We start from the raw sequence: 20,433 nt of genomic DNA, 5'->3' as shown, positions 1-20,433 counted from the left end.
GATCTCCCAGGGGTTCGACTGCGATGTCGATCATTGAATCGGGAGCGCCCGCCCGGCCGGGAACCGGGTCCGCTCAGCTCCCGGGAGGACGCAGCCTGATCTCCGCCACCAGTTGGGCGTGGTCGGAGACGGCGCGGGTGGCGCGGTCCTCGTCCAGGCCCGTGAGGTGGTCGGTGAAGTGGTGGAGGCGGGTGACCTCGCCGATGCGGTCCGGGTTGAGGTCGTGGAAGTCGCCGCTCACCAGGATGTGGTCGAGGTTCTCGTAATGGCCCCGGTAGATGTGCGAGTAGCTGACGTCCTGCCCGGTGATCCGGGTGGTGATGTCGTGCGTGGAGTACAGCGCGTGGGGCTCCCGGGGGTCGCCCAGGATGATGTCCGTGGTGACGGCCCGGGGACCGTCGTTGAGGTCGCCGAGGAGGATCACGGGCTGGGCGGTGGTCGCGAGGTCGTCGAGGATCAGGAAGCGCAGGGCGGCGGCCTCGGCGGCGCGGCGGATGAGCGCCCGCGCCTTGCCCAGGGCCGCTTCGCGCGGGTCGCTGGGGTCGGTTGTGTCGGCGTGGACGGGCCGCTTGGACTTCAGGTGCGCGACGTACACCGACACCGTCATCGCGCCCACCAGCACGCGGGCGCGGAGGATCGGGCGGCTGAACGAGCCCAGGGGCAGGGCCAGCCCCTCGACCGGCACGTCCAGGCCCGGCGGGAAGTCCGTGATCGACTCCGGTGGACCGGCCAGCGGAAGCCGGGTGGCCAGGCCGACCCGGGGCCCGCTCACCCCGTCGGCGCCCGGCGCGACGATCGACCCCGGCTCGAACACGCCCGCGCCCGCCTCGCGCAGCGCGTCCTCGTGGAAGACCTCCTGGAACCCGACCACGTCCGCGGCCATCCGGCGCAGCTGCCCGCCGATCCACGCGCACTTGTCCGCGTATTCCGCCGCCGTGTAGACCGGCTCGTTCGGGTAGCACTCCTCACCGGGCCGAGCCAGGTTGAGGACGTTGAAGGTGCCGATCCTCACCGGACCGCCGAGCGGCGTTCGAGCAGGACGGTGTCGTGCCAGACGCCGTCGAGCTGGGCGATCCGCTCGCGGATGCCGACGGTGCGGTACCCGGCGTCGTGGTGCAGGGCGATGCTGGCGCGGTTCTCGGTGAAGATCGACGTCTGCAGCGTCCACAGCCCGTCCGCGTCGGCTGCGGTGACCTGCTTGTGCAGCAGCGCCCGGCCGACCCCCCTGCCGCGCTGGCCGTCGGCGACGTAGACCGACGTCTCCGCGACGCCGGAGTAGCACTCGCGGGCGGAGACCGGCGTGGCGGCCGTCCAGCCGACGACCGCGCCGTCGACCTCGGCGACCCAGCGGTGCCCGGGCAGCCACTTGGCGTCCAGGCTGGCCCGGCTGGGCACCGCCGTCTCGAAGGTGGCCAGCCCGGTGGCGATGCCCTCGGCGTAGATGCGCCGCACGTCCGCCCAGTCGTCCTCGGCCAGCGCGCGGACCGTGACGTCCGGCGGGAGGTCGTCGGGGCAGCACGGACGGGGCGCGAGCAGGCCCATCACGGCGTCCGCGGCGTGCGGCAGCCCGGCGCAGCACGCCTCGTTGACGGTGACGATCGTGGCCGTGCCCTCCTTGCGCAGCCGCACGAACCCGACCTCGGCCAGCTTGCGCACGTGGTGCGACGTGGTGGACTGGCTGGTCCCCAGCACCCGGGTGAGCGCCCCGACCGTGATCCCGGCGCGACTGGTGGCGACCGCGTGCAGCAGGCGCACCCGCACCGGCTCGGCGAGACAGGCGAACCACTCCGCGTACGTGGCCGCCTCGCCCGTGGGCAGCACCTGGGCCTGCGGCAACTCGATCGGCATGCGGCCACTATATCGACCGGAACCGATGGTTGCATTCATCGACGGCCGTCGATATGGTCTCAATCAATCGAAGTCGGTCGATGAAGGAGTTGCTGGACATGGACCTGCCTGTGGTGGTCGTCGGAGCCGGGCCGTCGGGGCTGGCCGCCGCTGCCGAACTGCTCGCCCGCGGCCTGACCCCGCTCGTGCTGGAGCGCGGCGGCCAGGCCGGGGCGGCGGTGGCGCAGTGGCACCACGTGCGGCTGTTCTCCCGCTGGTCGGAGCTGGTCGCCCCGGCCGCGCGCGAGCTGCTGGCCGGGCACGGGTGGACCGCGCCGGACCCGGAGGGCTACCCGACCGGCGCGGAGTGGGCGGCGCGGTACCTGCGGCCGCTGGCCGACGCGCTCGGCGCGCACGTGCGGTTCGGCGCGGAGGTCGTCGGCGTCGCCCGCCGCGGCCGGGACCGGGTGGTCGACGCGGGCCGCGAGACCGAGCCGCTGACCGTGCACGTCCGCACGGCGGCGGGGGAGGAGCGGATCACCGCCCGCGCGGTCGTCGACGCCTCCGGCACCTGGGGCTCGCCGAACCCGCTCGGCGGCGACGGCCTGCCCGCCGTCGGCGAGGCGGCCAACGCCGACCGGATCGTCTACCGCGTCCCGGACCTGTCCGCCGAGGCCGACCGGTACCGGGGCAAGCACGTCGTCGTCGCGGGCAGCGGGCACTCCGCGCTGACGGCGCTGGTCGCGCTCACGTCGCTGCCCGACACCCGCATCACCTGGCTGCTGCGCCGCGGCGCGGTCGGCGCGGTGTTCGGCGGCGGCGACGCCGACCAGCTCCCCGCCCGCGGCGCGCTGGGCAAGCGGGCCAGGGCCGCCGTAGAGGCCGGTCAGGTCACCGTCGTCACCGGGTTCCGCACCCACGCCGTCGAACCGGGGCTCACCCTGGTGTCCGACGAGGGCGCGCGCGTCGCGGACGTGGACGAGGTCGTCGTGCTCACCGGGTTCCGCCCGGACCTGTCCTGGCTGTCCGAGGTGCGGCTGGACCTCGACGCCACCCTCCAGGCGCCGGTGGCCCTCGCCCCGCTGATCGACCCGAACGTCCACTCCTGCGGCACGGTGTACCCGCACGGCGTCAAGGAGCTGTCCCACCCCGAGCCGGGCTTCTACCTGGCGGGCATGAAGAGCTACGGCCGCGCGCCCACGTTCCTGGCGCTGACCGGCTACGAGCAGGTCCGCTCGATCGCCGCCGCCATCGCGGGCGACCACGCCGCCGCCGAGCGCGTCGAGCTGGTCCTGCCGGAGACCGGCGTGTGCGGGGGAGCGGGCCTGTTCGACGTCGCCGAGGAGCAGCCGGGCGGCTGCTGCGGCGCCCCGGCCGGTCCGCAGCCGCTGTCCCTGACCGCGCCCTGATGGCCCGGGCCCGGTCGGCGGGCCCGAGGCGCGTGCTGATCACCCTGTGCGTCACCGAGATCACCAGCTGGGGCGTGCTGTTCTACGCCTTCCCGGTGCTGGCATCCCGGATCACGGCGACGACCGGGTGGTCGGCGACCGTGCTCACCGCTGCCTTCTCCGCGGGCCAGTTGGTCGCCGCCGGGGTGGGGATCCCGGTCGGCCGCGTGCTCGACCGGCACGGCCCCCGGGCGGTGATGACCGCGGGCTCGGCGCTGGGGGTGCTCGCGGTCGTGATCGTGGCCGCCGCGCCGGACCCCGGCTGGTTCACCGCGGGCTGGCTGCTCGCGGGCGCGGCCATGGGCGCCACCCTCTACCCGCCCGCCTTCGCCGCGCTGACCCGCTGGCACGGCCCCGACCGGGTCCGGGCGCTGACCGTGCTCACCCTGGCCGCGGGCCTGGCCAGCACGGTGTTCGCGCCGCTGACCGCCGCGCTGGCCGAGTGGCTGGACTGGCGCGGGGCGTACCTGGCGCTGGCGGCGATCCTGGCCGCGGTGACCGTCCCCGGGCACTGGTTCGGGCTCCGGCTGCCCTGGCCCGACCGGCCCGGGGGGACCCGGCCCGCGGCGGCGCCCGCGGTCGGCCTGCCGTTCGTGGCGCTGGCCGCCGCGGTGTGCCTGGCCGGCTTCGTCGCGTCGGCGGTCGTGGTCAACCTGGTCCCGCTGCTGATCGCCCGCGGCGCGGACACCGCGACCGCGGCCGTCGCCCTCGGCCTCGGCGGCGCGGGCCAGGTCGCGGGCAGGCTCGGCTACCCGGCGCTCGCCCGCCGCGCGGGCGTGCGGATCCGCACGGCGGTGGTCCTGCTCGCCATGGCCGCGACCACCGCTGCCCTCGCGGTCGCCACCGGCATCGCCGTGCTGATCGTCGCGGCCGTCGCCGCAGGCCTCGCGCGGGGCGTGTTCACCCTGCTCCACGCGACGGCGGTGAGCGACAGGTGGGGAACCGCCCACTACGGCAGGCTCACCGGCCTGCTGTCCGCCCCGGCGACCGCCGCGGGCGCGCTCGCCCCGTTCGCGGGCGCCGCCCTGGCCGTCCTGCTGGGCGGCTACCCGGCCGCGTTCCTCGTGCTGGCCTGCCTCGCCGTGGTCGCCGCCGTCACCTCCCTGGCCAGTCACCCGAAGGAGAAACCATGATCGACGCGCTGGTCATCGGCGCGGGCCAGGCCGGGCTCGCCACCGCGCACGCCCTGCGCACGGCGGGCGTCGTGCCCGTCGTGCTGGAGGCGGGCCCGGAGCCGGTCGGCTCCTGGCCGTCCTATTACGACAGCCTGACCCTGTTCTCCCCGGCCCGGTACAGCGCGCTGCCGGGCCTGCGGTTCCCCGGCAACCCGGACCGCTACCCGGGGCGCGACGACGTGGTCGACTACCTGCGCCGCTACGCCAAGAACCTCGACGCCGACATCCGGGTCGGCCACCGGGTCCGGTCGGTCCGGCGCGACGGCGACGGGTGGACCGTGGCGACCGATGACTCCGCGCTGCGGGCCCGGATCGTCGTCTGCGCCTCGGGCTACTTCGGGCGGCCGCACCGGCCGCCGCTGCCCGGGTTCACCGGCACGGTCCTGCACTCGTCGGACTACCGCGAACCGAGCCCGTTCGCGGGACAGCGGGTGGTCGTGGTCGGCGCGGGCAACTCGGCGGTCCAGATCGCCGCCGACCTCGCCCCGCACGCGCGCGTCACGCTGGCCTCGCGGACGCCGGTGCGGTTCGTCCCGCAGCGCCCGCTCGGGCGGGACGTCCACTTCTGGTCCACGCGGTCCGGGGTGGACGCCCTCCCGATCGGGCCGCTGCTGCGCGACCCGCCGTCGTCACCGGTCCTCGACGACGGGCGCTACCAGCGCGCCGTCACCGACCGCAGGCCGCTCCACACCGTCGCCGACGGCACGCGCCTGACCTGGCCGGACGGCACGAGCGAGCACGTGGACACCGTCATCCTCGCCACCGGCTACCGGCCCGACGTGCCCTACCTGGCCGACCCCGGGCAGCCGCGCCGCGGCCTGTCCGTCCATCCCGGACTCGGGTTCGTCGGCATGGAATGGCAGCGCAGCCTCGCGTCGGCGACGCTGCGCGGTGTCGGCCGCGACGCGCGGTATGTCGTCAAGCGGCTGCTCAGGCGGACTGCAGGCTCGTCACGGTGAGATTGTCGTCGGCGACATCGACGCGCACGTGCGCGCCGGGGCTGAGCGTGCCGTCGAGCAGCATCCGGGAGAGCCGGTTGTCGACCTCGCGCTGGATGGTGCGCCGCAGCGGCCGGGCGCCGAACTCGGGCTGGTGGCCCCGCCTGGCCAGCCAGGCGACCGCGTCCGGGCTGATCTCCAGCCGGATGTCCTGGGCGTGGGCGCGGCGCCTGGTCTGCTCCAGCATGAGCTCGGTGATGCGGTGCAGCTGGTCCTCCTCCAGCCTGCGGAAGACGATGATCTCGTCGATGCGGTTGAGGAACTCCGGCCGGAAGCTCTCCCGCAGCCGCCGCATGATGCGCTCCCGCAGCGGCTGGTCGGTGTCGCGCTCGGTCGCGGGGGCGAAGCCGAGCGCGCCCTGGGTGCTCGCCGTGATCAGCTCCGAGCCCAGGTTGCTGGTCATGATCAGCACCGTGTTGGTGAAGTTGACCGTGCGGCCGCGGCCGTCGGTGAGCCTGCCGTCGTCGAGGACCTGCAGGAGGACGTTGAACACCTCGGGGTGGGCCTTCTCGATCTCGTCGAGCAGGACCACCGAGTAGGGGCGGCGGCGGACCGCCTCGGTCAGCTGCCCGGCCTCCTCGTAGCCCACGTAGCCGGGCGGGGCGCCGACCAGCCTGCTGACCGTGTGCCGCTCGCCGTACTCGCTCATGTCGAGGCGGATCATGTGGGTCTCGTCGCCGAAGAGGGCCTCGGCCAGCGTGCGCGCCAGCTCGGTCTTCCCGACGCCGGTCGGGCCGAGGAACAGGAAGCTGCCCGCTGGCCGGTCGGGCTCGGCCAGCCCGGTGCGCGAGCGGCGCACCGCCTCGGCCACGGCCTGCACCGCCTCGTCCTGCCCGACGACCCGGCCGTGCAGGTGCTCCTCCAGCTTCAGCAGCCGCTCGCGCTCGGCCTGGGTGAGCTGGCTGACCGGGATGCCGGTCAGCCGGGACACGACCTGCGCGATGTCCTCGGTGACCACCTCGGGCACGTCGGTCGGGCGGCCGCCGGAGCGGGTGGCCTCGATGTCGGCGCGCAGCGCGGCGATGGCGTCGCGCAGCCGCGCGGCGCGCTCGTAGTCCTCCTCGCTGACGGCCTGGTCGCGGTCGCGGGTGACCTGGTCCAGCTGCGCCTGCAGGTCGCGCACCTTGGCCGGGCCCCGGCCGGAGCGCAGCCGGACCCGCGCGCCCGCCTGGTCGAGCAGGTCGATGGCCTTGTCCGGCAGGAACCGGTCGGTGACGTACCGGTCGGACAGCGTCGCGGCGGCGTCCAGCGCCTCGTCGGTGAACCGGACCTGGTGGTGGGCCTCGTAGCGGTCGCGCAGGCCGTGCAGGATCGCGACGGTGTCCTCGACGCTCGGCTCGGGCACCAGGATGGGCTGGAACCGGCGCTCCAGGGCCGGGTCGGACTCGATGTCGCGGCGGTACTCGTCCAGCGTCGTCGCGCCGACGATGTGCAGCTCGCCGCGGGACAGCGCGGGCTTGAGCATGTTGCCCGCGCCCATCGCGCCCTCCGCCGCGCCCGCGCCGACCATGGTGTGCAGCTCGTCGATGAAGACGATCAGCTCGTCGCGCTTGGCCCTGATCTCGGCCAGCAGGTTGGTCATCCGCTCCTCGAAGTCGCCGCGGTAGCGGGTGCCCGCCACCATGGCGGCCAGGTCGAGCTGCACGACCCGGCGGCGGGCCAGCGTGTCGGGCACGTCGCCCTCGGCGATGCGCTGGGCCAGCCCCTCCACCACGGCCGTCTTGCCCACACCCGCCTCGCCGATGAGCACGGGGTTGTTCTTCGTGCGGCGGGAAAGCACCTCGACGGTCTGCTCGATCTCCTCGTCGCGGCCGATCACCGGGTCCAGCCCGCCCTCGCGGGCCATCGCGGTCAGGTCCCGGCCGAACTGCTCCAGCGTGGTGGCCTGCTCCGGCCTGCTCCGCTCCTCGCGCCCCCGCCCGGCCAGCGTCTCCGGGGTGACTCGCTGGTCGGAGAGCATCTTGCCCGCGCCCGACTCCGGGTTGGTGGCCAGCGCGAGCAGCAGGTGCTCAGGCCCGATGTAGGACGAGCCGAGGCCGCGGGAGATCTGGTGCGCGTCCAACAACGCCCGCTTGGCCGCGGGCGTGAGCCGCACGGGACCCTGCCGCGGCTCACCCACCTGGGACCGCTCCTCGATCCGGCTGGCGAGCTCGTCGGGGTCGGCGCCCGCGCGCTCGATCAGCACCCGGGTGGCCTGCTGCCGGGTGGCGGCCCAGAGCAACTGCTCGGTGTCGAGGTCCGTGCGCCCCCACCCCGCGGTCTGGTTGACCGCGTCGGAGACGAGGTCACGCGCCTGATCACTCATCAACCGGGTGATGTCCACCGAATACGACCCGCGGCCGCCGCCCGCCCCGAAGAACTGCGCCAGGAACTCGTCGAAGCTCCGCCCAGGACCACCTGGCCCGAACACACCCGTCATCGGTCCTCCCTGAAGGGGTCGGGTAGGGCTTACCTGCGGCGGGTACTCACAAACCTGTTGCCGCGATCGGGTGCTTCGGTCCTGTTCTGTTGGTGCGATGCCGGGCAGCGGGTGTTTGGGTTGCTGGGGCGGAGGGTGTTGCGTTGCCGGGTGGCGGGTGCCTTTTGCTGGGGGGTGAGGTTGCTGGCGCCGCAGGCCGTGGGTTGCGCTCTTGGGCGGGCCGGGCGGTGGGCGGGGAGTGGCGTTGCCGGGTGGCGGGGGTGGGGTGGTTCGCGAGTTGCTTTGTGGGTGTCCGATGGGGTGAACCCGCATTCGCGGGGCCCCTAAGCGAGACGGCGCGGCGCGGAAAGAAGGGCGGAGCGGCGAAGCCGTTCCGCGCCGAGCGAGGGTAGCACCGTCTCGCTCCCCACGAATGCGAGTCCACCCCATCGGACAGTTATCCGGGGCGTGTTGCGTTTCGTTGTGGTCCCGTTGCTTCGGAGGCAGTAGAGAGTGGACAGTGGGGGTGGGTGCTCGTCCCGTTTGTCGTGCTCTGCCTGTACTACTTGCCTTGTTGGCGTGCGGAGTTGCCTTCGCTGTGGGGGCCGCTGCTGGCTTGTCCCTCAGCTCGGCTGCTTGTCGCTACGGCCGGCGAACCTGACCGGTTCTGCCCGGTGTGGTCACCTCGATGGCCTTCTTGCTTGCCCTCGGTCTTCCCAGTCGGCTGGTTCCTGCCTCAGCCTGTCCCGCCTTTGGCCTCTCCCTGGCTCTCGCTGCTAGCTTGCGCCTGGGTTGTTGAGCATGGGCCAGCCGTGTTCTGAGCAGCACTGGATGCCTAGCCAGGGCCAGTCGTCGGTGGGGGTGTCGGTTTCGGCAGGGGGGTCGGGGGTGAGTTGGGCGTGGTCGGGGGGCTTTCGCTCGTCGTCGGGCATGAGGCGCCTCCCCCGTTCACGCGGATATCGATCTCCAGCGTAAGCGGGCGGGGCTGGGGTCCCAAATTGACAGTGGATCTTTGTCAGGTGCATGTCAACGGGAGAAGACGCCGTTCACACCACGCCTGCGGCGACGACCGCATCGATCGTCGCTGGCCGTCGGGGCTGCCGAGGGGCCAGGACACGCCGCCGCTGGTCGTGGCGACGGCCGTCAGGTCTTCGGGTCCAGGGCGGCCGGGTTGTACCGGCAGGCCGGGTCCCACAGCAGGAACGACGGCGCTCCGACCGACTTGGACGCGTCGATCTGCGCCCGCACCTCCTTGGGCCCGTACGACACGCCCAGGCTGAACGCCTGCAGCCACGGGATGATCTCGCTGCCGGTGCCCTCGACCTTCTTCACGAAATCGCCCACCGAGCGCGCCGTGATGTCGTACGGCTGGCTCTCCGGACGCGCGACGCCGTACTCGCCCGGGCCCCAGTGCGACGGGTAGACCATCGGCGCGATGTAGTCGGCGTACTTGGCCATGCCCGGGATGTCCTGCGCCACCGGCGCGGGCCGGGTGACCGCGATGCCGAACACCGACACGCCCAGGAACGCCCCGTGCTTGCGCACCGCGTCGCGGCTCTTGGCCACGAAGTCGACGATCGAGTCCTCCGGCGTGCCCTTCAGCCCGGGCAGCTTCATGCTCGACAGCGCGCCCTCGGGCCTGCGGATGTAGTCGTAGAGGATGTCGTCGAACCCCAGGCTCGCGGCCTCCTCGGCCAGGCCGATGTTGTAGGCGATCACGTCGGGGTGGGCGAAGTTGGTGAACGAGTACTGCCCGTACGAGCTGGCCCACGGGGTGCCGCCCGAGGTCTGGATGACCCGGTCCTTCTTGCCGGACTCCCAGGACGCGCGGGCCATGATCGGGTCGCGGAACGCGACCAGCCTGCCGACGACGCGCACGCCCATCTTGTGCAGCTCGTCGATTACGGCCTTAGCGTCGTAGTAGTCCCGGGTCGAGCCGATCTCCTTGGCCAGCGGCACGTTCGACTTGTAGCCGATCTCGCCGCTCTCGTCCTTGATGTCCAGCTGCACGGTGTCGATGCGGCCTTCCCTGGCCATCGCGAGCACCGGCTCGCGCAGCCCCTTGGACTGCCATCCGGCCGCCGACATGTGCACCGCGCGCATCCCGGGGTGGCGGGTGTCGACGGTGAACTTCTGCTCGGCGATGTTGCCCGCGGCGTCCCGCGCCTGGAACTGGACGGTCGCCGCGGTCGGCAGGGTGACGGCGAAGCGCCCGTCCTGGGCCAGCTCCACCGGCTTGCCGTCCATCGTCAGCGCGGACGCGCCCTCGGCGGTGCCGCGGACCTCGACCGGCTTGCGCAGGTCGGTCACCGCGTCGGCGGCCACGGTCAGCTTCGGCGGGGTGCCGTCGACGGTGAACCGCCTGCTCACCTCGTCGTCCGGCAGCAGCGGGACCGAGCCGGGCGAGCGCGCGGTCAGCGTGTGCTCGCCCTCGGCGAGGTCCGCGTCGGCGAGCACCAGGCGGTTACCTTCCGCCTTGGCCTGCACGGGTTTGCCGTCGAGCAGCAGCTCGACCTCGTCGGGGTTCGTGCCCTCCGGCACCGTCACCGCGAGGTCGCGCGCCGCGTTGGCGGTCATGACCGCGCCGTCCTCCATGCCCATGACGACCGGATCGGCCGAGAGCGCGCGGACGGTCAGCGGGGTGACGACCGCGAGCGCGACCACCACCACGGCTCCCACGACCACGGCGGTCCGGCGACTTTTCCTCTGAGATCGCATATGCGTCCCTCCCGACCGATTTCATACCGCTGTGGCGTATCCAGGATGACCTCGGCTAACCAAATCCCACACCTTCGTGTCGCCCCGTTGCGTTCTCCGACCGCCGCCGCCGACCGTGGTGGTGTGACTGGTATGCGGGTAGGCGCACTGGGGGCGTTGACTGTCCTGTTGAGCGCGTGCGGCGGCACTGCGGGGCCGCCCCCGGCCGCCGTCCAGCAGGCGGCGCCCCCGGCCCCGCCAGCGCGCACCTCGGCGCCGCCGCCGGACCCGGCCGAGCACGCGGCGAACGAGCTGGGCGACGTCCCCGTCCTGATGTACCACCGCATCACCGACAAGCCCACCACCGTCTACGACCGCACGCCCGCCGACTTCCGCGCGGAACTGCTGCGCCTGGCCAAGGAGAAGTACGTCCCGGTCACCACGGCCGAGTACGCCGCGGGCGACATCGACATCCCGGCGGGCACGCACCCGGTCGTCCTCACCTTCGACGACGGGCACCCCTCGCAGTTCGCGCTGACCCCGCAGGGCGAGCCCGTGCCGGGCACGGCGGTCGCCATCATGCTGGAGGTCGCCGAGCAGAACCCGCGCTTCCGCCCGGTGGCGAGCTTCTACGTCAACGGCGACCCGTTCGACGACCCCGGCGGCAAGCGGACGCTCAAGTGGCTGGTCGACCACGACATGGAGGTCGGCAACCACACGCTGACCCACTCCAACCTGGGCAACGCCTCGCCCGAGGCCGCCCAGCGCGACATCGCCCGCGGCGACGCGGCGATCCGCGCGGCGGGCGTGCGGGCGCGGACGATCTCGCTGCCGTTCGGCATCCACCCCGACCGCGCGGAGCTGGCGACGAAGGGCAGCGCGGACGGCGTCGCCTACGACTACATCGGCGCGCTGCTCGTCGGCGCGAACCCGGCGCCGTCGCCGTACTCGGCAGACTTCGACCCGCTGCGCATCCCCCGCATCCGCTCGCAGGGCCCGACGGGCGACGAGGCCGCGTTCGGCTCGTCGGTGTGGCTGGACAAGCTCGCGGCCGCGCCGAAGAGCCGCTACACCTCCGACGGCGTGCCCGACCGGATCGCCTACCCCCGCGACACCGACCGCACGGTCGCCGCGAACCACAAGGGGAAGGCCCACTCGTACTGACCCTCACCCCGCCGCGACGGTCCTGCGGTAGAGGGCGATGAGGCCGCGGCGGATGCCGAGGACCTGGCCGAGCATGATCCCGGCGAGCACGGCCATGCTGGTGGCCCCGGCCGACGCGGCGGGCACCCACAGGTCGACCAGGCGGGCGCGGTTGACGGCGACGAGCAGGTAGGCCACCAGGATCACCGCGCCCACCACGTCGATCTTGCCCACCGCCTTGCGCTCGAACTCGTGCCACTCCAGGCGGAACATCCGGCTCACGACGTGCCCGACGGCGATGCCCGCGAGCAGGCCCGCCGCGGCGAACACCAGCGTCCAGCCGCCCGCGAGGACGGCCTCGACCACGGCGACGGCCGAGGCGACCAGGAAGATCGCCAGGTAGACGCGGCAGCGCAGGATGATGGCCCGGTCGACGTGCCGCCGGACCGCCTCGCGCCGGGATCGGTCGGCATCCATGGGAGCACCGTAGGCAGCCGACGCCGTGTCGGCAGGCTCACAGACCGATTCGGTCGCTTTACCGACCGAATCGGTCGGTCCGCCGGTACCGTCGGGTTCATGGCACGCCCGTTCCGGCACCACGTCGACGACGAGATCCTCGACCGCGCGGCCGCGCTGTTCGCCCGGCACGGGTTCGAGCAGACGTCGGTGAAGGCGCTGGCCGACGCCGTCGGGCTGTCCAAGGCCGGGCTGCTGCACCACTACCCGACCAAGGAAGCCCTGTACGAGGCCGCCCGGAAGGTGGGCGACGCGCAGGCCAGGCGGGTGCTCGACCAGGTCGCGCCGCTGCCGCCCGGTCCAGCCAGGGACCGGCGCGCGCTGGAGCTGCTGACCGACATCGCGCTGGACCGGCCGGGCCTGGTCGCCCTGGCCTTCCGCTCGGTCACCGCGTCCGACGCTGTCCTCGACGACCAGGACGTGTTCGTCTCCGAGGTCTTCGCCGTCGACGCTGCCGACACCGAGCGGCAGGTCCGCGTCATCGGCGCGCTCAGCGCGCTGGCTGTGCTGAGCCTGGCCGCCAACCTGCGCGAGGAGAAGACCGCGTGGCGGCCGTTGATCATCGCGACCTGCTCCGACGCGCTCGCGTCCCGTCCGAACCAGGTGGAGGCCTGATCCCGTGGCACGTCTGTTATACCGGCTCGGCATGGCCGCGCAGCGGCGCAGGCTCGCCGTCGTCCTGTTGTGGCTGGTCGTCCTGGTCGGCTCGGGCGTCGGCGCGCTGACGCTGTCCGGCACGACGTCGAACAGCTTCTCGATCCCCGGCCAGGAGTCCACCACCGCGCTGGAGACCATCACCGCGGAGTTCGACTCCGGCGGCGCCAAGGCCCGCGTCGTGGTCAGGGCGCCGGAGGGGCGGACCCTGACCGAGAACCCGCAGGCGGTCGGCGAGCTGGTGGCCGAGCTGAACGCCCTGCCCGGGGTGGTCGGCGCGAGCAACCCGTTCGACCCCGCCGCGCCCGCGGTCAACCGGGACATGGACACCGCGTACAGCACGGTCGTCTACGCGGCCCCCATGGGCGAGGTGACCGCAGAGCAGCAGGACGCGCTGCTGAGGACCGTCGAGGCCGCGCGGGCCGACGGCCTGACCGTCGAGGTGACGGGCGAGGCGGTCCAGGCCGCCCCGCACATCGGCGGCGCCACCGAGGCGGTCGGCGTCGTCATCGCGCTGCTGATCCTCGCGCTGACCTACGGCTCGCTCGTCGCGGCCGGGATGAACCTGCTGACCGCGTCGGTGGGCGTCGGCATCGGCGTGCTGGGCATCACCATCGCCACCGGGTTCATGGACCTGCAGTCCACGACGACCGCGCTCGCGGGCATGCTCGGCCTGGCCGTGGGCATCGACTACGCGCTGTTCATCATCAACCGGTACCGGCAGGAACTGCGGCAGGGCGCGGACGTCCCGACCGCCATCGGCGTCGCCGTGGGCACGGCGGGCTCCGCGGTCGTCACCGCGGGCATCACGGTCATCATCGCCCTGGTCGGGCTGGTCGTGGTCGGCATCCCGTTCCTGAGCCAGATGGGCGTGGCCGCCGCGGCGACGATCGTCGTGGCCGTGCTCGTCGCCGTCACGCTGGTCCCCGCGGTGCTCGGCTACCTCGGCCGCCGCGCCCTGCCCCGCAAGCAGCGCGCAGCGGGGGTGGAGACCGCCGACCGCGGCTTCCACGCGGGCTGGGTCGGCGCGGTCACCCGCCGCCGCGTGGCCGCGCTGCTGCTGGCGATCGTCGGCCTCGGCGTCATCGCCGTGCCGGTCACCGCCATGCGCACCACGCTGGTCCCGACCCCGGCCGCCGACAGCACCCAGGCCAGGGCCGAGCAACTGCTCGCCGACGGCTTCGGCCCCGGCGTCAACGGGCCGCTGATCGTGCTGTTCGAGGGCGAGAACGCCGTGCAGGCGGCCAACCAGGCCGTCGGGCCGATCGACGCCATCGACGGCACGGCCATCGTCACGCCCGGCATCCCCAACCGGGACGGCACGGCGGCGATGGTCACGGTGCTGCCCGAGTCCGGGCCCACCAGCGAGGCCACCGAGCGCCTGGTCGCCGACCTGCGCGCGCACCTCGACGGCGCGGACGCCGCCGTCACCGGGGCCACCGCCGTCAGCGTCGACGTCGCCACCTCGCTCGACGACGCCCTGCCGGTCTACCTCGTGCTGGTCGTGGGCCTGGCGCTGATCCTGCTCGTGCTCGTGTTCCGGTCGCTGCTGGTGCCCCTGGTGGGCGTGCTCGGCTTCCTGCTGACCGTCGGCGCGTCGCTGGGCGCCACCGTCGCGGTGTTCCAGTGGGGCTGGCTGGCCGACGCGGTGAACCTCGACAGCACGGGGCCGCTGATCAGCCTCACCCCGATCCTGGTGATCGGCATCCTGTTCGGGCTGGCCATGGACTACCAGATCTTCCTGGTGTCGCGCATGCACGAGGCGCACCACAGGGGCGCGGCGCCGCGCGCGGCGATCGTGACCGGCTTCCGGCAGGCCGCGCCGGTCGTCGTGGCCGCCGCGCTGATCATGTTCGCGGTGTTCGCAGGCTTCGTGCCCGCGGGCGAGCCCGCGATCAAGTCCATCGCCTTCGCGCTGGCCGTCGGCATCCTCGCGGACGCCTTCGTGGTGCGCATGGTCCTGGTGCCCGCCGCCCTGGCGCTGCTCGGCGAGCGCGCGTGGTGGCTGCCCCGGTGGCTGCGGTGGCTGCCGACCCTCGACGTCGAGGGCGCCGCCCTCACCGACCGCCCGGCCCAGGCCGAGCCGGTGGGCGCGGGGGCGGCCCGCTAGAACAGCCTGCCCACCTGGTTGACGATCGTCAGCACGGCCAGCGTTCCGAACAGGACGATCGACCAGCACAGCACGGCGATCCTGCCGGAGGAGATCCTGATCTCCTCCGGCAGGAGCCTGCGGTTGATCAGGATGAGCAGGCCGGAGTAGATGAACATCATCAGCCCGCCCGTGCACGCCGAGATCACGATCAGCACCAGCGGCTGGCTGAACCCGGCCAGCAGCACGACGCAGCCGATCACGACCAGGCCCCAGACCAGTCCGAAGTAGATGGTGCTTTCCTTCTGCCTGGTCAGGTAGCTCGTCTTGAGGACGTCGGCGGCGAGCCTGCTGGTGTAGTCGACGATGCCCAGCGCGGCGGCGAAGAGGGCGAAGGCGCCGATCGCCCAGAACAGCGTCCCGAACCAGCCGCCGACCGTAGCGCTCAGCCGGTCGCCCTCCAGCCGGAGGAACTCGATGTCGTTGGGCAGGTCGTCGCGGCCGAAGACGGTGGAGTAGGCCAGCAGCGAGGTGAACACGATCGAGATGAACGAGATCAGCACGAACGTGTAGAGCTGCTCCCGGTTGGCGAAGCGCCACCAGCGCCGCCACCGGCCGAGGTTCTCCGGCGTCGGCTCGAAGATGAACCCGGTGCCGGGCGCGGCCTCCGGTTTGCCGGTCACCGGGCTCTCGATGCGCGGCACGTAGCCGCCCATGCCGTAGCGCTTGTCCCGGATCCAGTTGCTCTGCACCAGGTTCTGCCCGCCGCCGCCCCCGGCGAAGGCCAGCGCGCCGAGCAGCACGGCGAACCCGAGCTGCTGCACGGGGATGCTCGCGTCGGTGACGATCGTGGGCACGTCGGCCCACGCCTCGGCGGAGATGGCGACGAACACCCCGACGACGACCAGGACCAGCACCGCGGCGACCTTGAGCATCTCGGCCCGTTCGAGCGCGGTGTAGACGACCGGGGCGAGGGTGAGGATGAGGCCGATCGCGACCAGCATGCCGATCGCGATCCACCGCGCCTCGCCGCCCCACAGGTAGGTGATCAACGTCGCCGAGCTGGTCGCCCACCCCGGCCAGAGGTTGGCGAAGTACGTCATCAGGGCGAACACCAGGCCCCAGTGCCGCCAGAAGCGGCTAAACCCGGTCAGCGCCGTCTCGCCGGTGGCCAGCGTGTAGCGCTCGATCTCCATGTTGAGGAAGAACTGCGTGACCAGCCCGACCAGCGCCGCCCACACGAACACCAGCCCGACCTGGGAGGCGATGTAGGGGTAGAGGATGAACTCCCCGGAGGCCAGGCCGACGCCCGCGGCGATGACGCCCGGCCCGATGATCCGCCAGGTCGAGGCAGGCGCGTCCGGCAGCGGCCTGACCTGCGGCGGCGGCAGGTGCCCGCTCGGGAAACGCTCGACCACGGACCTGCGCTCGCCTGCCGTCATCACTGGCCTCCGGGGTGTCGATCGGCCGTTGACTACCCCTCTCTCAGTAACACCTGGTCATCAGGATGGCAATGTCAACCGGCGGTGTCGGACGCGCGGTGTCAGAGCGAGCCCCGCCGCCACGGGCCGGTGACGGCGAAGGTGATGCCGGGGGACTGGGCGTTGAAGAACAGCCAGTTGCCGTTCTTCGGCTCGAACGTCGAGCCGCACCACTCCGAGCCGGAGTAGTCGCCCGCGCGGACCGACTTGCCGGGCACGCCGCCCTCGGGGATCACGACCGTGTTGAGCGCGAACGGGAAGATCTGCCCGTCGGTGGTCAGCCCGTGGATGTACTCGCTCTCGCTGCCGTCCTCGCACAGGACGATGCCGCCGCGCGGGCTGACGCAGAGGTTGTCGGGGTTGTTGAGCACCTTCGCGTCCGGGGAGGCGAACAGGACGCGCATCCGCTCGGTGGCCGGGTCGTACTCGAAGACCTGGCCCTGGCCCTTCGGGCCGCCGCTGGTGGAGACGATGTAGAGGCGGTCGTTGCCCCACCACGCGCCCTCCAGGCGGCGGAACACCGCGCCGCCCAGCGCCGCGCCCTGCAGGGCCGGACGGGTCTCGCCGGGGGCGTAGTCGGGGTTGGCGATCGGCACCCACGAGGTGCGGTACTCGGTGCCGGTGCCGTCGGTGTAGGTCGAGTACGAGCCGCCCTCGGCGCTCTCGACGGCCAGCATCTGCAGGTCCCCGCCCGCGGCGAGGTTGCCCCGGCGCCGGGGGATGTAGCGGTACAGGCCCGACGGGGTGGCGTCCTCGGTAAGGTAGACGTAGCCGGTGGACGGGTCGACGGCGACGGCCTCGTGGCTGAACCGGCCCATGGCGCGCAGCGGCTCCGGGTCGCCTGCGCCGTCGAACGGGACCTCGAAGACGTAGCCGTGGCGGGTGCCGTTCGGCGCGATCTCGGTGGTCTCCTCGCAGGTCAGCCAGGTGCCCCACGGGGTGGGCCCGCCCGCGCAGTTGCGGATCGTGCCGCCGAGGCTGGCCCAGGACTCGGTGAACTCGCCCTTGTCCGGGTCGAACACCAGCGTGGTCGTGCCGCCGCCCGCGGTCGGGTTGTAGGCGGGCTCGGTGAACGCGCCGCGGTAGGCCCCGACCTCGTGGTTGCGGACGATCGCGACCTTGCCGTCGCCTCTGCGGAACGCGGCCATGCCGTCGTGCGCGCCGGGGGTCGCCACGCCGTCGCTCATGGCGTCGCCGGTCCAGCCGAAGGTCAGGTACTCGAAGCCGCGGGGGAGCGAGAGCAGGGCCAGGCCGGTGGTGTGGTCGCGCGCGGGGATCAGCGGCCCGTAGTCGGGGCTGGCGTCCAACTTGGACATCGGGGCCGCGCCCGCGGTGCGCGCGCTCAGCGCGGTGAGCGGACCGGCCGCGGTCAGCGCCGCGGCGGCGGTGAGGCCCGTGCGCAGGAACGCGCGGCGTCCGGGGGCGGGCGGGGTGTCGACCACGGTCTCTCCTGGTGGGTTCGTCGGGCGGGGACGGGCGAAACCCTAGGTGGGCGTTCCGGTCGTTTCGCCGTCCGGCGATCGACGGCCGGGTGAACATGTGGTTCCTCAGCCGGGGGCGGAAATCCGGTGGACGAGGACCGGGGCGGGCGATCACCCTGTCGGGATGCTTCCCCCAGGTCACTCCAGCCGACCCGCGACGATGGCCGACGCCGAGGCGATCCTGGCGCTGGTGTCGGCGTACAACGAGCGGGTCATCGGCCGCGCCGACACCACCCTGGACCAGATCCGCACCGACCTCGCCGAGCCGGGGTTCGCGCCGGAGACCGACTCCTGGCTGGTGCACGGGCCCGACGGCGCGCTGCTCGGCTACGGCTGGGCGTACCACAAGGGCGCGGGCCAGGTCCAGGTCGACGTCATCGCCGAACCGCCCGCGGTCGACTTCCTCTTCGCGCGGGTGCTCGCCCGCGCGGACGAGATGGCCCCGGGTGGCGTGGTCGACATGGGCTTCTACCGTGCCGACGACGCCCTGCGCGCCGCTGCCGAGCGGCACGGGTTCGCCCCAGCCACTGCCTTCCACCGCATGCGTATCGACCACGACGGCGACGCCGACCCGCCGATCGCCCCGCGCGGGGTGACCCTGCGGTCCGGGCGGCAGGTGGCCGCTGCCGCGCACGCGGTCCTCGTCGAGTCGTTCGAGGACCACTTCGGCTGGGTGGGCAAGCCCTTCGCGGACTGGCAGACCGCGCTGGACGACAACCCGGTGTTCGACTGGCCCGGGCTGACCGTCGCCGAACTCGACGGGACGCCGGTCGGCGTGCTGCTCACCAACCGCGAGTTCGTCGAGGACGAGGACTGCGGGTACGTGGCCGACCTCGGCGTGCTCAAGGAGGCGCGCGGGCGGGGGATCGCGGGCTTCCTGCTGCGCACGGCGTTCGCCGCCGACCGCGCCGCCGGGCTGCGCGGCACCATCCTGCACGTGGACACCAACAACACCACGCCTGCCTTGAGCCTCTACGAGAACGCTGGTATGCGCCCGGTTCTCGTCATCGACGCGTGGCGGCGCGCTCCTCATCCGTTCGGGGGGCCCGACCACCCGTGAGGGTGTCGTCACCTCGGCCGCGACCTCGGGAAGCTCGACCCGGGAGGGTGTTTCGACCGAGGAGAGCCGACGTGAGTTTGCAGAGAGCGATCACCGACACGGACGAACTACAGATCTCACCCGTCTTCGCCCAGCGCATCGACGAGGACGTGATCCCGCGCGGCAGGCTGCCCGAGTCGCCGATGCCCGCCGCCGTCGCGGCCGGGATCATCCGGTCCCGCCTGCTGCTCGACGGCAGGGCGGCGCTCAACCTGGCCACCTTCTGCACCACCGCCGCCGAGCCCGAGCTGGAGGCGGTCTACGCGGAGACGGCCGCGATCAACCTGATGAACCGCGAGGAGTACCCGGCCAGCTCGGAGATCGAGCAGGACTGCATCAACGCGCTCGCCGGGCTCTGGCACGACGACGACGGCCGGTTCGTCGGCTGCTCGACCAGCGGCAGCTCGGAGGCCGCGATGCTCGCCGGGCTCGCGATGCTGCGCCGCTGGCGCGAGCGCGGCGGCAGCGGCGTGCCGAACCTGGTGTTCGGCACGCACGTGCACGTCTGCTGGCCGAAGTTCTGCAACTTCTGGGACGTCGAGGCCAGGACGGTCCCGCTGGCGCCCAACCGGACCACCCTCGACCCCACCCTCGCCGCCGAGGCCGTCGACGGCAACACCATCGGCGTGGTGGGCGTGCTCGGCAGCACCCAGGACGGCCGCTACGACCCGATCGAGCGGATCGCCGCGAAGCTGGACGCGCTGGCCGACTCGGGTGGACCGGACGTCCCGCTGCACGTGGACGCGGCCAGCGGCGGCTTCTTCGCCCCGTTCGTCGACACCGACATCCGGTGGGACTTCGAGCTGCCCCGGGTGGTGTCGATCAACGCGTCCGGGCACAAGTTCGGACTGGTCTACCCGGGCGCGGGCTGGTGCCTGTGGCGGGACCCGCAGTACCTGCCGCAGTCGCTCGTCTTCGACTGCAACGTGCTCGGCGGGCACCACCCGACCTTCACGCTGAACTTCTCCCGCCCGGCGTCCGGCGTGATCGCCCAGTACTACCAGTTCCTGCGCAACGGGATGGCGGGCTTCCGGATGATCGCCCAGCGCTGCCAGGACACGGCCCGCCACATCGCCGCGGGCGTGCGCAAGCTGGACCTGCTCGAACTCGTCGCCGACGGCGAGGACCTGCCGGTGGTGACCTTCCGCATGCGCGACCCCGAGCAGGCGGGGTTCACCGTCTACCACCTGTCCGAGGCGCTGAAGGCCGACGGCTGGCACGTGCCCGCCTACAGCCTCCCGCCGGACCTCGAACACGTCGACGTGATCAGGGTGGTGTGCCGCCAGGGCTTCACCGTCGACCTGGCGAGCCGCTTCCTCCGCAGCCTCGCCACCCACATCGAGCGCCTCAGCGCGCACCCGTTCCCGCTGCCGGAGGTGCGCAACGCGTTGACTTTCAAGGACTAGGGGACCGTGTGGGGGGGCGGG

The 20,433-nt window shown here is 72.9% G+C and carries 15 protein-coding genes; 8 read left to right on the top strand and 7 right to left on the bottom strand.

Annotated elements, in window-relative coordinates:
- Window positions 1-73: 73 nt before the first annotated feature.
- Together Actkin_RS17960 and Actkin_RS17955 are read right to left on the bottom strand one after the other, a co-directional pair.
- Window positions 74-1,012, bottom strand: a complete 939-nt coding sequence (locus tag Actkin_RS17960) for an endonuclease/exonuclease/phosphatase family protein (RefSeq protein ID WP_258903509.1) — start codon at window positions 1,010-1,012, stop codon at window positions 74-76.
- Window positions 1,009-1,848 (bottom strand): helix-turn-helix domain-containing GNAT family N-acetyltransferase, encoded by an 840-nt coding sequence (locus Actkin_RS17955; RefSeq protein WP_229786873.1) that lies wholly within the window; start codon window positions 1,846-1,848, stop codon window positions 1,009-1,011. Before Actkin_RS17955 ends, Actkin_RS17960 begins: the two co-directional genes overlap by 4 nt.
- Window positions 1,849-1,946: 98 nt before the next feature.
- Between Actkin_RS17955 and Actkin_RS17950 the strand changes: the two genes are divergently transcribed.
- From Actkin_RS17950 to Actkin_RS17940, 3 genes are read left to right on the top strand one after another with little or no spacing between them, the layout of a single operon-like run.
- Window positions 1,947-3,236, top strand: a complete 1,290-nt coding sequence (locus tag Actkin_RS17950; protein ID WP_258903508.1) for an NAD(P)-binding domain-containing protein — start codon at window positions 1,947-1,949, stop codon at window positions 3,234-3,236.
- Window positions 3,236-4,408 carry an MFS transporter gene (locus tag Actkin_RS17945; RefSeq protein ID WP_258903507.1) on the top strand — a complete coding sequence of 391 codons (1,173 nt, stop codon included), beginning with the start codon at window positions 3,236-3,238 and terminating at the stop codon, window positions 4,406-4,408. The genes Actkin_RS17950 and Actkin_RS17945 overlap by 1 nt, the downstream gene beginning before the upstream one ends.
- Entirely contained in the window at window positions 4,405-5,409 is a 1,005-nt protein-coding gene (locus tag Actkin_RS17940) for a flavin-containing monooxygenase (protein WP_258903506.1), read from the top strand. Before Actkin_RS17945 ends, Actkin_RS17940 begins: the two co-directional genes overlap by 4 nt.
- On the opposite strand, the gene Actkin_RS17935 is transcribed toward Actkin_RS17940, so the two are convergent.
- Together Actkin_RS17935 and Actkin_RS17930 are read right to left on the bottom strand one after the other, a co-directional pair.
- The gene (locus Actkin_RS17935) at window positions 5,381-7,867 is read right to left on the bottom strand and encodes an ATP-dependent Clp protease ATP-binding subunit (protein WP_258907951.1); all 2,487 of its coding nucleotides are present in this window, start codon (window positions 7,865-7,867) and stop codon (window positions 5,381-5,383) included. The two genes, Actkin_RS17940 and Actkin_RS17935, sit on opposite strands and share 29 nt — an antisense overlap.
- Window positions 7,868-8,989: 1,122 nt before the next feature.
- Window positions 8,990-10,525 (bottom strand): putative glycoside hydrolase, encoded by a 1,536-nt coding sequence (locus Actkin_RS17930; RefSeq protein ID WP_309569070.1) that lies wholly within the window; start codon window positions 10,523-10,525, stop codon window positions 8,990-8,992.
- A 171-nt stretch (window positions 10,526-10,696) separates the two neighbouring features.
- Between Actkin_RS17930 and Actkin_RS17925 the strand changes: the two genes are divergently transcribed.
- A complete protein-coding gene (locus Actkin_RS17925) occupies window positions 10,697-11,707 on the top strand; it encodes a polysaccharide deacetylase family protein (RefSeq protein WP_396122746.1) in 1,011 nt (336 codons plus the stop codon).
- A gap of 3 nt (window positions 11,708-11,710) precedes the next feature.
- Here the strand turns inward: Actkin_RS17925 and Actkin_RS17920 are convergent, their stop codons facing one another.
- On the bottom strand, window positions 11,711-12,163 hold the full coding sequence (locus Actkin_RS17920) for a hypothetical protein (protein WP_189210675.1): 453 nt from the start codon (window positions 12,161-12,163) through the stop codon (window positions 11,711-11,713).
- A gap of 99 nt (window positions 12,164-12,262) precedes the next feature.
- Between Actkin_RS17920 and Actkin_RS17915 the strand changes: the two genes are divergently transcribed.
- Window positions 12,263-12,817 (top strand): TetR/AcrR family transcriptional regulator, encoded by a 555-nt coding sequence (locus Actkin_RS17915; protein WP_189210674.1) that lies wholly within the window; start codon window positions 12,263-12,265, stop codon window positions 12,815-12,817.
- Between the two features lie 4 nt (window positions 12,818-12,821).
- The gene (locus Actkin_RS17910) at window positions 12,822-14,966 is read left to right on the top strand and encodes an MMPL family transporter (RefSeq protein ID WP_258903502.1); all 2,145 of its coding nucleotides are present in this window, start codon (window positions 12,822-12,824) and stop codon (window positions 14,964-14,966) included.
- On the opposite strand, the gene Actkin_RS17905 is transcribed toward Actkin_RS17910, so the two are convergent.
- Both Actkin_RS17905 and Actkin_RS17900 read right to left on the bottom strand, forming a co-directional pair.
- Complete coding sequence (locus Actkin_RS17905; RefSeq protein ID WP_258903500.1) at window positions 14,963-16,387, bottom strand: Nramp family divalent metal transporter; 1,425 nt, start codon at window positions 16,385-16,387, stop codon at window positions 14,963-14,965. The two genes, Actkin_RS17910 and Actkin_RS17905, sit on opposite strands and share 4 nt — an antisense overlap.
- Before the next feature lie 101 nt (window positions 16,388-16,488).
- Window positions 16,489-17,868, bottom strand: coding sequence for a PhoX family protein (locus tag Actkin_RS17900; RefSeq protein ID WP_258903499.1), 1,380 nt, complete (start codon window positions 17,866-17,868; stop codon window positions 16,489-16,491).
- A 163-nt stretch (window positions 17,869-18,031) separates the two neighbouring features.
- Here Actkin_RS17900 and Actkin_RS17895 point away from each other — a divergent pair, with 163 nt between their 5' ends.
- Window positions 18,032-18,967 (top strand): GNAT family N-acetyltransferase, encoded by a 936-nt coding sequence (locus tag Actkin_RS17895; protein ID WP_258903497.1) that lies wholly within the window; start codon window positions 18,032-18,034, stop codon window positions 18,965-18,967.
- 71 nt (window positions 18,968-19,038) lie between these two features.
- Complete coding sequence (locus Actkin_RS17890; RefSeq protein WP_258903496.1) at window positions 19,039-20,412, top strand: glutamate decarboxylase; 1,374 nt, start codon at window positions 19,039-19,041, stop codon at window positions 20,410-20,412.
- Window positions 20,413-20,433 lie beyond the last annotated feature (21 nt).

Origin of the sequence: Actinokineospora sp. UTMC 2448, assembly GCF_024760565.1 — a bacterium.
GTDB lineage: Bacteria > Actinomycetota > Actinomycetes > Mycobacteriales > Pseudonocardiaceae > Actinokineospora > Actinokineospora fastidiosa.
The sequence above is the reverse complement of the archived record's forward strand: the minus strand, read 5'-3'. Positions and strand labels throughout refer to the sequence as shown.